The organism is Chelatococcus sp. YT9, assembly GCF_018398315.1.
In the GTDB taxonomy this organism is placed as follows: domain Bacteria; phylum Pseudomonadota; class Alphaproteobacteria; order Rhizobiales; family Beijerinckiaceae; genus Chelatococcus.
Map to the genome: position 1 here is coordinate 1827998 of NZ_JAHBRW010000001.1, position 13537 is coordinate 1841534.

13 protein-coding genes are annotated in these 13537 nt (G+C 64.3%); 8 read left to right on the plus strand and 5 right to left on the minus strand.

From position 1 onward, the window contains the following. The first annotated feature begins 17 nt into the window (after positions 1-17). Genes KIO76_RS08245 through KIO76_RS08255 form a run of 3 tightly spaced genes read left to right on the plus strand, consistent with a single transcriptional unit; the run spans position 18 to position 3676 of the window. Complete coding sequence (locus KIO76_RS08245) at positions 18-1178, plus strand: glycosyltransferase family 4 protein (RefSeq protein ID WP_291976125.1); 1161 nt, start codon at positions 18-20, stop codon at positions 1176-1178. Beyond that, positions 1175-1864, plus strand: coding sequence for a class I SAM-dependent methyltransferase (locus KIO76_RS08250; protein WP_213322541.1), 690 nt, complete (start codon positions 1175-1177; stop codon positions 1862-1864). The genes KIO76_RS08245 and KIO76_RS08250 overlap by 4 nt, the downstream gene beginning before the upstream one ends. A gap of 30 nt (positions 1865-1894) precedes the next feature. Next, positions 1895-3676, plus strand: a complete 1782-nt coding sequence (locus KIO76_RS08255; RefSeq protein ID WP_213322544.1) for an ABC transporter ATP-binding protein — start codon at positions 1895-1897, stop codon at positions 3674-3676. Positions 3677-3679: 3 nt separating this feature from the next. Here the strand turns inward: KIO76_RS08255 and KIO76_RS08260 are convergent, their stop codons facing one another. Continuing rightward, positions 3680-4402, minus strand: coding sequence for a protein tyrosine phosphatase family protein (locus tag KIO76_RS08260; protein WP_213322546.1), 723 nt, complete (start codon positions 4400-4402; stop codon positions 3680-3682). Between the two features lie 245 nt (positions 4403-4647). On the opposite strand from KIO76_RS08260, the gene KIO76_RS08265 reads away from it, so the two are divergent. Together KIO76_RS08265 and ppa are read left to right on the plus strand one after the other, a co-directional pair. Continuing rightward, positions 4648-5154 carry a GNAT family N-acetyltransferase gene (locus KIO76_RS08265; RefSeq protein ID WP_213322548.1) on the plus strand — a complete coding sequence of 169 codons (507 nt, stop codon included), beginning with the start codon at positions 4648-4650 and terminating at the stop codon, positions 5152-5154. A gap of 169 nt (positions 5155-5323) precedes the next feature. After that, positions 5324-5857: an inorganic diphosphatase gene (gene ppa, locus KIO76_RS08270; protein WP_213322550.1), complete on the plus strand. Its 534-nt coding sequence runs from the start codon at positions 5324-5326 to the stop codon at positions 5855-5857. A gap of 238 nt (positions 5858-6095) precedes the next feature. On the opposite strand, the gene KIO76_RS08275 is transcribed toward ppa, so the two are convergent. The 3 genes from KIO76_RS08275 to KIO76_RS08285 form a co-directional block, all read right to left on the minus strand. Further along, complete coding sequence (locus KIO76_RS08275; RefSeq protein ID WP_213322552.1) at positions 6096-6980, minus strand: HpcH/HpaI aldolase/citrate lyase family protein; 885 nt, start codon at positions 6978-6980, stop codon at positions 6096-6098. A gap of 12 nt (positions 6981-6992) precedes the next feature. After that, a complete protein-coding gene (locus tag KIO76_RS08280; RefSeq protein ID WP_213322554.1) occupies positions 6993-7778 on the minus strand; it encodes a 3-hydroxybutyrate dehydrogenase in 786 nt (261 codons plus the stop codon). Between the two features lie 213 nt (positions 7779-7991). Continuing rightward, the gene (locus KIO76_RS08285; protein WP_213325373.1) at positions 7992-8195 is read right to left on the minus strand and encodes a hypothetical protein; all 204 of its coding nucleotides are present in this window, start codon (positions 8193-8195) and stop codon (positions 7992-7994) included. A 154-nt stretch (positions 8196-8349) separates the two neighbouring features. Here KIO76_RS08285 and KIO76_RS30895 point away from each other — a divergent pair, with 154 nt between their 5' ends. The 3 genes from KIO76_RS30895 to KIO76_RS08300 all read left to right on the plus strand — a co-directional run bounded on the left by KIO76_RS30895 (position 8350) and on the right by KIO76_RS08300 (position 12323). After that, a complete protein-coding gene (locus KIO76_RS30895; protein WP_291976124.1) occupies positions 8350-8805 on the plus strand; it encodes a Fur family transcriptional regulator in 456 nt (151 codons plus the stop codon). Positions 8806-8869: 64 nt separating this feature from the next. Then, a complete protein-coding gene (gene ispG / locus KIO76_RS08295) occupies positions 8870-10153 on the plus strand; it encodes a flavodoxin-dependent (E)-4-hydroxy-3-methylbut-2-enyl-diphosphate synthase (RefSeq protein WP_213322557.1) in 1284 nt (427 codons plus the stop codon). A gap of 232 nt (positions 10154-10385) precedes the next feature. Further along, positions 10386-12323: a potassium transporter Kup gene (locus tag KIO76_RS08300; protein WP_249729538.1), complete on the plus strand. Its 1938-nt coding sequence runs from the start codon at positions 10386-10388 to the stop codon at positions 12321-12323. On the opposite strand, the gene KIO76_RS08305 is transcribed toward KIO76_RS08300, so the two are convergent. Then, complete coding sequence (locus tag KIO76_RS08305; protein ID WP_249729539.1) at positions 12324-13253, minus strand: polyprenyl synthetase family protein; 930 nt, start codon at positions 13251-13253, stop codon at positions 12324-12326. Positions 13254-13537: the final 284 nt, after the last annotated feature.

Sequence of the window (13537 nt, forward strand, 5' to 3'; positions counted from 1 at the left end):
GATCGGTTCGCTTTATCGTGACAGCCCGCTCCATCCTGTTCCTGATCACCGAAGACTGGTTCTTCGTCTCGCATTTCCTGCCCATGGCGCGGAAGGCGCGGGAGATGGGCCTCGATGTAACGGTGGTCACACGCGTGCGGGCGCACCGCGCCGAGATCGAGGCGACAGGCGCGCGCGTCATCGCGCTGGATGCGGAACGGCGCAGCCTCAACCCCCTCTCGGTCCTGCGCTATCTCAGGGCCCTCGTTCAGATCCTCAGAAATGAGCGCCCCGACATCCTGCACTGCATTGCGCTCAGGGTGATATTGCTCGGTGGGCTCGCCGCGCGCTTTGCGAAGATCCGCAACCGCGTCTATGCGGTCACTGGTTTCGGCTTCTTCGGGGCGCGGCGGGATCTCGTCGGCCGGCTGGCGCGTCTCGGGCTCAGCGCCGTTCTGCGCGGGCCGCTGGACGGTGAGGGAACGCGTTACCTGTTCGAGAACGAGGATGATCCGCGGGTCCTGGGGCTCAGACCGACCGACCCACGGGTTCTGATCGTGGGGGGCGCGGGTGTCGATCCGGACGCCTATTCGATCACGGCCATGCCGGCCCTCCCGCCGCTGCGCGTGGCTGTGGTGGCGCGTATGCTGTGGTCCAAGGGCATTGACCTCGCCGTCGAGGCTGTGCGCCGCGCGCGTCTCGCGGGCGCCGATGTCTCGCTGTCGCTATACGGCGCGCCTGATCCATCCAATCCCAAGGCTGTGCCGGCAGAGCGCCTGCGTGCGTGGGGAGAGATTCCCGGCGTTCACTGGCATGGCCCGACGCGTGATCCGGCGGCCGTGTGGCGGGATCACCATGTCTGCCTATTGCCATCACGAGGCGGGGAGGGGCTACCGCGAACCCTTCTCGAAGGCGGCATTTGCGGCAAGGCTCTCGTGACGACCGATGTCCCTGGCTGCCGCAGCCTGGTGCGGGACGGCGTCGAGGGCTTCGTGGTGCCGGCGGAGGCAGGCGCCCTTGCCGAAGCCTTGCAACGCCTTGCAGCCGATCCCGCGCTCGTCGCGCGGTTCGGTGGCGCTGCACGCAGCCGCGTCTTGACGGGCTACACGGAACGGCATGTCATGGACGCGGTGGGCGGCCTCTATGGCGGACTTCTGGACGAATTGCCCCTCAATGGCCGAATGGAGGTGAAGCCATGATCGGCGACACCGCGGCGGAGCGTCGCGCCTTCATCGAGGCCCACACCCGTCTCGTGCCGGTGCCCCATGCGCCGGAGCTTAGTCTCTATGTCGCTGACGAGGCGACGGAGCTCTGGCAGAAGACCGAGGAGGAGATCGGGACGCTTGGTCTGCCTCCGCCTTTCTGGGCATTTGCATGGGCTGGTGGGCAAGCACTGGCGCGCTATGTCATCGACAATCCGGATGTCGTGCGTGGCAGGCGGGTGCTGGACTTCGCAGCTGGATCCGGGCTCGTGGGCATTGCTGCGGCGCGCGCGGGCGGTATTGACGTGACATGCGCCGATATCGATGGCTTCGCCGTTTCAGCCATCGGGTTGAATGCCGCCGCAAACGGCGTTGCGGTGACCCCGATGACACAGGATATCATCGGCCTCGACGAAGGCTGGGACGTGGTTCTCGCCGGCGACATCTTTTATGAGCGCGATCTCGCCGGGCGGGTCAGTGGGTGGCTTTCCTCGCTGGCGGTGCGTGGAGCAACCGTGCTGATCGGCGATCCTGGGCGCAGCTATCTGCCCAAGGACCGGCTGGAAGCGCTTGCGACTTACCGTGTGCCAGTGACGCGAGCGCTGGAGGACAGTGAGATCAAGCAATCCTCTGTGTGGCAGTTTCGCCGTGGGCAGCCGCGATCGGAGGCTGCCGCGTTGTGAGTTGTCCAGCGGTGTGCTAGCGCGGTCGCCATGAAATCGATCAAGCTGCCCGAGTTGTCCGGCGATACCCTTCCGATGCTTTTGCGTCTGTGGCACGAGTGGGTGAAGCCGCACTGGCTGACGTTGGCCGTGTCGTTGGTTTTGGTGGTGGTGATTGCGGCGACGACGGGCACATATCCGCTCCTGATCTCCAAGGCCTTCGACGCTTTCACCGCGAAGGACGAGCGCGCATTGCTGCTGGCCCCACTGATCGTCATCGCCGCGACCCTTGTGCGCGGCTTCGCCATGTATTTCCAGACGGTGCTGACCAACAAGGTGGTCACCCGTATCGAGGCCGACATGCAGAGCGCGCTCTACGCGCATCTCATCGACGGCGATCTGGCGCAGCTTTCGCGCGAAAGCCCGGCCATGCTCACCCAGCGCTTCAGCACCGATTTCATCTATATCAAGGAGGCGATGGCGCGGGTCTTCACCGTGTTGCTGCGCGACGGTGCCACGATGATTGCACTGGTCGTCGCGATGCTGTGGATCGATCCGGTCCTCACGCTTCTCGCCGGCGCGATCGCGCCTTTCGCCAGCCGGCCGATCGCGAGGCTTGGCAAGCGCCTGCGGCGGGTCGCGACATCGACCCAGGAAGAGATCGGGACCATGGCGAGCCTCGTCTCGGAGAGCCTGGGTGGCGCGCGCGTGGCCAAGACCTTCGGGCTGGAAGGTTACCTCAAGGACCAGGCGCGCGGGGCCTTTGAGAAGGTGCGCGACCTCAAGATGAAGGCCGCTAACGCCCGCGCCCGGCTGGACCCGCTCCTCGAGGTCGCTGGGGGGATCGCGATTGCGGCGGTGCTGGCCTACACCGGCTGGCGCATTCTCGCCGGCACCAGCACTGTCGGCGACTTTACCGGCTTCGTCGCCGCTCTAATCTGGGCGGCCCAACCTATCCGCACGCTCGGCAATCTCAATGCCATCGTCCAGGAAGCGATGTCGGCACTGAAACGCTTCTATGCCGTGATGGACGAGAAGGCGACCATCGTGGACAAGCCGGGCGCCAGGCCGCTCGCGCTCGGCAAGGGCGAACTCGCCTTCCGGGATGTGCGCTTCGCCTATAACGCGGAAGCTTCCGCGCTGGACGGGATCAGCCTGACCTTGCCAGCCGGTCGGACGGTGGCGCTCGTCGGGCGTTCCGGCTCGGGCAAATCGACATTGATGGCGCTTGTCCCCCGCCTTTATGACGTCACGGGCGGGTCCGTGATGATCGATGGCCAGGACGTCCGCGATGTGACAGTGGCGAGCCTGCGGTCATCGATCTCCGTGGTCAGCCAGGAAGTGGTCATCTTCGACGATACCATCCGTGCCAACATCGCCTTTGGCCGTCCCGGCGCGAGTGACGCGGAGATCGAGGCCGCGGCCCGCGCCGCAGCGGCACACGACTTCATCATGCGGCTGCCGGAGGGTTACGAGACGCGCGCGGGCGATCGCGGCTCGCGCTTTTCCGGCGGCGAGCGCCAGCGGCTGTCGCTCGCCCGCGCCATTCTCAAGAATGCGCCGATCCTGCTTCTCGATGAGGCGACGTCGGCACTCGATGCGGAATCTGAGCGGCTCGTGCAGGACGCTCTTGCGGAGCTGATGCAGGGCCGCACGACGCTGGTCATAGCCCACCGGCTTTCGACGGTGCGGCAGGCTGATCTCATCGTGGTGATGGATCGGGGACGGATCGCCGAAACCGGCCGCCATGACGATCTGGTCGCAGCCGGCGGCCTTTATGCCAATTTCCATCGGCTGCAGCTGGCTGATGATGGTGAGACGCAGCCGGCGTAATGACTACTCGCGACGCAGCAGGCGGTCGACAGCCATGTCGGACCAGAAGCGTGTTTTGAAATCGCGCTTCAGCGCCTCTGGGTCGTAGTGCTTGTCCACCCAGGTGAAGAAGTCGATGCCCTTGGCTTCTCCTTCGCGTTCGTAGAGATCGAGGAAGGCGTCGAGAATGCCCGTTTTGGCGAAACGGAAATGGCCATAGCGGGCTGAGAGCTGGCGCTTGGCTTCAGCAACGGGCTTCTTTTCGGCGATCAGAAGGAAAAGCGCGGCCATGAAGCCAGCGCGGTCGGCACCGGACTTGCAGTGGACGAGTACGGGATACTCGAGGTCCGCCAACAGGTCGCGCGCGGCGAACAGGGTTTCCTTGTCCGGCGCCTCGCGCGAACGCAGCACGAACTCCTTCAGGCTAAGACCGGCCGCCGCGCAGGCGTCACGCTCGAGCGGCCAGGAGCCATAGTCGCGTCCTCCACGCAGATTGATGATCGTCCTTATCCCCTGCCGGGCGATGGCGCGCAATTGTGCTGGCGTGGGCTGCGCCGCTCGCCAGAAGCGGTCGGTCACGCGGTGACGGTTGAGATAGATAACGCGGAAGATGCCGTGATCGACGAACAGCATGCTGGCGAAAGCGTTCGCGCGGTCGAGGAGCCCGCCAAGCGGACGGTCCCATCGGGCGATGCGGGCCATGCGCCGGGCGTAGCGCAATTCAGGCTTCAGTAATCGGTTGAGCACGGATCCTCGAAATCAGCCTCTATGGCCTCGCCCATAGCAGGCCGTTGGCGAACCGGCAATCACCGCCGGTCCAGGGAATGGGGATGCGGCATGGGAGAAAGATATTTCCCCTTGCGCCAGTCCCCGTGCAATCTGAGCATTCGCCTCGCGTTTCTCAATGTTGTGAAGGGGATTTTAGTCAAGTCGCCGCTACCCCCTTTTACGGCCCTTGTCGCAGACCCCGATATGGCCTTAGGATCATTGTTATGGGTGAGCTCGTCGTCAGTGTCCGTCGTCCAGTCCCCGCCGATGTGCCGGGTCTCACGGACGTGCATGACGCAGCCTGGAGGGAAGCCTACCGCGGCGTCCTCCCGGGTCTGGCGCTTGAACGCATGATAGCCAAGCGCGGGCCGGTCTGGTGGTCGGCCATGATCCGCCGTGAACGTCCCCTACTTGTTCTCGATCTTGGAGACCGCATCGGCGGCTATGTGAGCTATGGTCCAAGCCGCACGCTGAACATGACCCAGCGCGGCGAGATCGACGAGCTCTATCTCGATCCATTGTTCCAGGGGCTCGGCCTTGGCACGCGACTGTTTGCCACGGCACGCCGAGATCTCGCGTCCAGCGGCCTCAAGGGGTTGGTGGTCTGGGCGCTGGCTGACAATGCGCGGGCCTGTACGTTCTACGAACGGTTGGGTGGCCGGCGTGCCGGAACGGCTCCGGTGCGTTTCAGCGGGGTCACGCTGGAGAAAGTGGCCTTCACTTTTCCTTAGAGCTGCCGGAGCACGGCGCGGTGCCCGGCTACGCTGAGCCGTCGCCTTCCAGGTTGGCTCGACGTTTCAAATTCGATTGGCTGGCTATTCGGGGCTTGCGGCCCCATGGGGCGGGCGGCTATGAACGCACGCCGACATGGTGCAATGCAACAATGCGTAAGAGGTCCCTATGCGTCTCGATGCCGTCAAGATCGGCTCCAATCCCCCCGATACCATCAATGTTGTGATTGAGGTGCCTATCGGCGGCGAGCCTATCAAGTATGAGCTCGACAAGGAGGCCGGAACCCTGGTTGTGGACCGCTTCCTCTACACGGCAATGCGCTACCCCGGCAATTACGGCTTCATTCCGCACACCCTGTCGGACGATGGCGACCCCTGCGACGTGCTGATTGCCAATACGCGTGCGATCATCCCGGGTGCGGTCATGGCTTGCCGCCCTGTTGGAGTTCTCCTGATGGAGGACGAATCCGGCGGCGACGAGAAGATCATCGCGGTTCCCGCGCCGAAGCTGACGAAGCGCTACGATCGGGTGCAGAACTACAGTGACCTGCCCGACATCACGTTGAAGCAGATCGAGCATTTCTTCGAGCACTACAAGGATCTCGAGCCCAACAAATGGGTGAAGATCTCGCGCTGGGGCGATGCTGACGAGGCAAAGGATCTCATTCGCAAGGCCATCGAGCGCGCCAAGAAAGGCGCGTAATCAAGAGACGCTCCTTATCGGGCGCAACTTTCGGTAATGCGCGCGGCGCTGATCCCTTCTCTCGAGGGAAGTGGCGTCGCAGGCGCAGGCTGGGCATGCAGCCTCCGCGCACGTCCGCCGGCATGTGCTCGCCCGACGTCTCGCTGGCGCGGGACTGCCTTCCTCCTCAAAGGAAAGGAACCCGAAAGGCGTCACGGCCATCTTTTCCGTGTCCTGCGATAGCGACGCGCCGGTGGGGCTACCGCTCGGACAGAATTCGCTCGGCCATGACAAGATGGAGCCGTTCGACCATCCGCCCTTCGAGCGAGATGGCGCCGGCACCCGCGTTCTCAGGGAGCGCGAAGGCGGCAATGATTGCCTCTGCCTCGGCGATCTCCTCGGCAGAGGGAGCGAAGGCCGCCTTGGCGGGAGCGATCTGGCTCGGATGGATCACCGTCTTGCCATCGAAGCCCAGGTCGCGGCCCTGGGCACATTCTGCCGCGAAGCCTTCCGTATCTCCGATCACGTTATAGACCGCGTCCAGGGCGGCAAGGTTGCCAGCGCGCGCGGCGACCACGATCGATGACAGCAAGGGCAGGAGGGTCGCACGACCCGGCCCGACGCGCAGGCGGGTTTCCTTGGCGATGTCGTTAGCCCCGACGACAAGGCACGTAAGACCTGTTTCCGGCGCAGACATGACGATTTCGCGCAGGTTCAGGAGGCCTGCCGGCGTCTCGATCATCGCCCACAAGGCCAGCTCGGCTGGCGCGCCCGCCTGGCTAAGGACCTTGCGGGCGCGCAGGAGATCATCCGCCCCGGACACCTTGGGGATGAGCACCGCCTCGGGCCAATACGGTGCGTCGGCGAGCGCCGCGACGTCCTCGATCCCGAAATCCGTGTCGAGGCCATTGATGCGCAGGATGACGCGGAGCCCGGCGAGCAGGCCCTCGGGGCCGAGAACCTCTCGCATCGCTCCACGCGCCGCAGCCTTCATGGCCGGTGCCACCGCATCCTCGAGGTCGAGGATGATCGCATCGGCCTTGAGCGACCGCGCCTTCTCGATCGCGCGGCGATTGCTGGCCGGCATATAGAGCACGCTATGCAGCGCACCCGCAGGCGCCGCTTGTGGTGCTGGGCGCGTCATCATACCCGTCCGCTATTCAGCGACCCACCCGCCATCGATCTGCTGCAGCGACCCGGTGATCGACCGCGCCGCATCGGACGTGAGGAACAGCGCGAGCGCCGCCACCTCTTCCACCGTGACGAATTCCTTGGTGGGCTGGGCGGCGAGCAGCACGTCGCGTTTAACCTGCTCTTCCGTCAGCCCGCGTGCCTTGGCCGTGTCCGGGATCTGCTTTTCGACAAGCGGTGTCCAGACATAGCCGGGGCAGATCGCGTTGCAGGTGATGCCGAAGGTCGCTGTTTCGAGCGCCACCGTCTTTGTAAGGCCGGCGATGCCATGCTTGGCCGCGACATAGGCCGATTTGAAGGGCGAGGCGACAAGGGCATGAGCCGAGGCGGTATTGATGATGCGGCCCCATTTGCGCGCCTTCATCCCCGGCACGGCGGCGCGAGTGGCATGGAAAGCCGCGGAGAGGTTGAGGGCGATGATCATGTCCCACTTCTCCGGCGGGAATTCCTCGATCGGTGCCACGTGCTGGATGCCGGCGTTGTTCACGAGCACATCGACCGCGCCGAAGGTCTTCTCCGCCTCGGTGATCAGCTTGGCGCATTCCTCACCCTTGGTGAGGTCGGCTGCGACATACGCGGCCTTGACGCCGAAGTCCTTCTCGATGCCGCTGCGCTCCTTCTCGATCGCCGCGGCGTCGCCGAAACCGTTGATCACCACATTGGCGCCGTCGCTCGCGAAAGCACGAGCAATGGCAAGGCCGATCCCGCTCGTTGACCCGGTCACGACAGCCGTCCGCGATTTCAGTGACATGATGTTACTCCTCAGGGAAAATCAAAGCGTGATCTTGAGGCGAAGGGAAGGAAGCTCTTCGAGGGTATTCAACCGGCTGCCAAGCCTTAACAGCTGCCAAGCCATACTACTCGCATGCTGCGACGCAACTGCAAAGCGCAGAGGCTCTATCACTCTTGCATGAAGCCATTGTCACAGGGCAGTCGTAAGGCCCCTTCAAGTTGCTGGCGAGCGTCACGATGTATGGAGGTGAGGCAGGGTCGAACCCGGCCACACTGGCGCGTGACGCACGGTCCGTGATACGCAAGTGGCGAGATACTGGAGCCCGGCGGCGCTAGCCGGTATGATCGGACCGGCGGCTTCGAGGCCGCGGGCAGACGGCAGCGGTGGCGGGACAGCGGCAAGCGAGGTGAGATTGCCGGCAGTGACGATTTCCAAGAACGCGATTTCCAAGAACGCGGTGTCTGGGACGAGGTCTCCATCCCGAACGGGTCTCCGCCCGGACGATGCGGGACATCCCGGCCACGGCCATCTGCAAGGCCATGGCGATGCTCATGGTCACTCTCACGGGCATGGTTGCGACCACGCGCAGGTGCGTGCGGCCGAGGCGCCGCAGGCGCTCGCTGCGGCCGAGGCCCTGTGCGAGCGCCTTGGCGTGCGTTTGACACCTATCCGTCGCGAGGTTCTGGAAACGTTGCTCGCTACCCATCGCCCCTTGGGCGCGTATGATCTCGTCGAGGATCTGGCCCGGCGTCACGAACGACGGATGGCGCCGATCACCGTTTATCGGGCGCTGGACTTTCTCCTCGAACACGGCCTCATTCACAAACTCGCCACGCAGAATGCCTTTGTCGCCTGCCCGCACCAGCATGCCACCGACGAACTCGTGATCTTTCTGATCTGTGAGAGTTGCGGCGGGGTCGACGAGGTATCCTCACCCGAGCTGAGCGCCGCCATGCAGGGCATCCGCCGCAAAGCGCAGTTCACGCCGCGCGCCGAGGTGATCGAGATCACCGGCCTCTGTGGTCATTGTGGTGCGAAGGCGTGAACCTCCAAGGCTGTCGCACCTGCGCCTTGAAGTGCTCCGCGCCGGCGGATAAGAGTGTCCACCCATGAGTTCCGCCCTGATGGCCCTACCCGAAGCTATGCCTGAACTGAGTGGTCCGAAGCCGCGCCACCGCACGGTCGGGGTGACCGTTGGGAACGTGATGGTGGGCGGCGGCGCCCCTGTCGCCGTCCAGTCCATGACCAATACCGACACCGCCGATATCGACGGTACGGTGGCGCAGGTTGCCGCGCTGGCGCGCGCGGGATCTGAGCTCGTGCGTATCACCGTTGACCGCGATGAGGCGGCGCGCGCCGTCCCGCACATCCGCGACAAGCTCCGCGCGCGCGGCGTCAATGTACCGATCGTCGGCGACTTTCACTTCATCGGGCACAAGCTGCTGGCCGACCATCCCGCTTGCGCCGAGGCGCTTGATAAATATCGCATCAATCCAGGCAACGTCGGCTTCAAGGAGAAGAAGGACCGGCAGTTCGGCATGATCGTCGAGGAGGCGGCTCGACGCGGCAAGGCGGTGCGGATCGGCGCCAACTGGGGCTCGCTCGACCAGGAACTCCTCACCCGGCTGATGGACGAGAATGCCGCGGCCGCCCGTCCGTTGCCGGCTCGCGCCGTGACGCAGGAGGCAATGATCCAGTCGGCGCTTATCTCGGCGGAGAGGGCCGAGGAGATCGGCTTGCCCCGCAATCGCATCATCTTGTCCGCGAAGGTATCTGCCATCCAGGACTTGATCGCCGTCTACCGTGAGCTTGCCCGCCGTTCGGACTATGCGCTCCATCTCGGCCTTACGGAAGCGGGCATGGGCTCCAAGGGCATCGTGGCGTCGTCAGCCGCCCTTGGCATTCTTTTGCAGGACGGCATTGGCGATACTATTCGCTTCTCCCTGACGCCCGAACCTGGTGGGGATCGCACGCTGGAGGTGAAGGCGGCGCAGGAACTCCTGCAGACAATGGGCTTCCGCACCTTCGTGCCGCTGGTGGCGGCTTGTCCGGGTTGCGGGCGGACCACCTCGACCGTTTTCCAGGAACTGGCGCGTGACATACAGACATGGATCTCCACGTCCATGCCGGAATGGAAGGCGCGCTATCCCGGTGTGGAGGCGCTGAACGTCGCCGTCATGGGCTGCATCGTCAACGGTCCCGGCGAATCGAAGCACGCCGATATTGGTATTTCGCTGCCGGGAACGGGCGAGATGCCCGCCGCTCCCGTCTTCATCGACGGTGCCAAGGCCATGACGTTGCGCGGGCCGACGCTTGCCGCCGACTTCAAGGCTCTTGTCTCCGACTATATCGAGCGGCGCTTCGGCACCGGCGAGAGGCGCGCGGCCGAATAGGGCGTGTCTTCCGTGGCCGGCGAGAGCACGAGGCACGGAATTGGTTCGGTCGATTTTCGCGGGTGGGGTGCCTATGTGGGTTCGCTGGCAGTCGTGGGAACTGTGTTCAAGCTTGGGCGTTGATGCGTCATGCGTTGCCGGTTCCGGTCCGCTGCAGATGCACCGAGGGGCTCGGGTGAGATGATGGGCCATCGGGTATTCCTGCCAGAAGCCGACACCATGGCAGGTCTCCATGCATAAGGATGTGGCGTTGAGAGAGCGGGACGGCGCCGACGCCGTCCCCGATGCCGATGATGGCGAAGGCCAGTCCCATTCGGCGTCCTTTCCCATATTGATGTTGGGTGCGGTCGGGGTCGTCTTCGGCGATATCGGCACCAGCCCGCTCTATGCGATGCGCGAAGCGATCGCGGTCGCGACCGGGGGCTCGGCGGTGACGCTGCGAGAGACTGTGCTCGGCGTCCTGTCGCTGATCCTGTGGTCGCTGATCCTGGTTGTGACTTTCAAATATGTGCTGGTCCTGCTGAGAGCGGATAACAACGGTGAGGGTGGCACGCTCACGCTGGTGGCCCTTGTTCAGCGCAGCATACGAAAAGGCCGGATGGCCGTCCTCATGCTCGGCGCGCTGGGAGCGGCCCTCTTTTACGGCGATGCCGTCATCACGCCGGCGATTTCGGTTTTATCGGCAGTGGAGGGCGTCAAGCTCACCACCCCTGAGCTCGACCCCTATGTCGTCCCGATCACGCTCTTGATCCTGGTCGCCCTGTTCACGGTCCAGAGCCGCGGAACGGGAAAAGTCGCAGCGCTCTTCGGGCCGATCATGGCGTTGTGGTTTCTGAGCCTTGCCGGGCTCGGGCTCATCCATATCGCCGATGATCCGGATGTCTTCCGGGCGATAAACCCGATCCACGGCATTGCCTTTCTCGTGCATCACCCCGGTATCGCGCTCTTCATTCTCGGCGCCGTCTGTCTGTCCGTGACAGGTGCGGAGGCGCTCTATGCCGATCTCGGGCATTTCGGACGCGGGCCGATACGGGCGGCCTGGCTCTGCTTCGTGTTTCCCGCACTGGTGCTCAACTATTTCGGACAAGGCGCGCTTGTCCTGAGCAATCCGGCGGCGGCGGACAACCCGTTCTATCGCATGGTGCCGGAGGCGCTCCTGGTACCTTTCATCTGCTTGGCGACCCTGGCCACGATCATCGCCAGCCAGGCGGTTATCACCGGAGCGTTCTCGCTGACGCGCCAAGCGATCCAGCTCGGTCTGCTGCCACGCATGTTGATCCGTTTCACCTCCGCGTCGCATTCGGGGCAGTTCTACATCCCGCGTGTCAACTCGCTGCTTCTGATCGGCGTACTGCTTCTCGTCGTCATGTTCGGCACATCAAGCGCTTTGTCCCACGCCTATGGCATCTCCGTGTTTGGGGCGATGGTGGTCGACGGCATTCTGGCCATCATCTTTATCTGGAAGGGCTGGCGCTGGGCTTTCATGGCTGCCTTCGCGCTGATGGCACCCTTCCTGACCATCGATCTCGCTTTCCTCTCCGCCAACCTGCTGAAGTTATTCTCGGGAGGTTTCGTGCCGCTGATGATGGCGGCCGTGCTCATCCTCATCATGTGGACCTGGGTGCGGGGTAGCGCGATTCTCTTCTCGAAGACCCGCAAGACGGATGTGCCGCTGACCGAGCTTATCAACATGCTGGAGAAGAGCCCTCCGCACCGGGTCAAGGGCACGGCGGTTTTCCTGACCAGCGATCCGGACACAGCGCCTTCGAGCTTGTTGCACAACCTGAAGCACAACAAAGTTCTGCATGAGAAGAACGTAGTCCTGACAGTGCGCACGGCTGACACTCCGCGCGTGAGCAACGCCGAGCGCGTCGCCGTCGAGCATCTGACAGACAGCTTCTGGCGGATCGAGATGAAATTCGGCTACATGGAAATGCCGAACGTGCCCCGTGGCCTCGCCATCCTGCGCAAGCTCGGCTTCAAGTTCGACATCATGTCGACATCGTTTTTCCTCTCACGCCGTTCCATCCGGCCTGCCGCCCAGTCGGGCATGCCCTTGTGGCAGGACAAACTTTTCATAGCGCTCGCGCGCAACGCCAGCGACGCGACGGACTTTTTCCAGATTCCGACGGGCCGGGTCGTCGAGGTCGGCACCCAGGTATCGGTGTGATCAAGTCTGCCGCTGCGCGGTGAAACGGGCCGCGTCGCGCAGGATGTCCGCCTGGGGGCCGAAGCCGGAGAGCGCCGCGATCGCCTCCGCGGCGAGGGCGTCCCGCTGAGCTCGCGCGGCCGGCAAACCCAGTATGTCCACGAGGGTTCCCTTGCCCTTGCCGGCGTCCTTGGCCGTGCGCTTGCCCATCGCAACCTCGTCGGCTTCCCGATCAAGCACGTCGTCGGCGATCTGGAAGGCTGCGCCGAGCGCCTTGCCATAAGCTGCCAGTGCGCCTCGTTCCCTCGCAGTTGCGCGACCGAGAATGGCGCCAGCCTCCACGGAGAAGGCGAGCAGCGCGCCGGTCTTCATGGCCTGCAGGGTGCGGATGCCAGCCTCGCCGGGCGGGCCGTCGCCGTAGCGCCCTTCCGCCGTGAGGTCGAGGACCTGACCGCCGACCATCCCACCGAGCCCTGCGGCCCGCGCAAGCCCACGCACGAGCTCAAGATGGACCTGCGCATCCTCGGGGGCATGCGGCGTCGCCGCGAGTTCGAAGGCCAGCGTCAGCAGGGCGTCTCCCGCGAGAATTGCGGTCGCCTCGTCGAAGGCGACATGGACGGTCGGGCGGCCGCGCCGGAGGTCATCATCATCCATGGCGGGCAGGTCGTCATGGACGAGGGAATAGCAATGCAGCACTTCCACTGCGCAGGCCGCGTTCATCACATGGTCCATGTCACGCCCGAGAAGCCGCGCTGCCTCGATGACGAGGAAAGGGCGCAGCCGTTTGCCGCCCCCAAGGACAGCATGGCGCATCGCGGCCATCAGTCGTTCGGGGCGAGCGATCTCACCTTCGCGAGCTTGAGGCGCGAGAAAGCCGGCAAGGGCCTTCTCCACGCCCGCAGCGACCTGCGTCAGGCGATCCGCGAATGCGACATGGCTGTCCTGCTGCAAGTCGTGCTCCCTTGCGTGTCCTCATTCCGCATGGCCCGTCCTTCGCATGCCTGACGGAATTTTGCAGCCCCTTACGTCAGTTCGGTCTGTTTTTCGGTAGCTTGTCTGGGCTAAGCTGCGACGACAATTCGTATCATCCGGAGGCGGCGTTCGCGATCGGCGGGGCCTGGCGCTGATCACATTGGGAGGTGCGCGCTTGCATGTGCAGAAGGCAGCGACGTCGGATGTAGTGGAGGCTGCCACGAGCCCGACGAAAACACGCAGATCCAGGCGCCGCTTTCCCA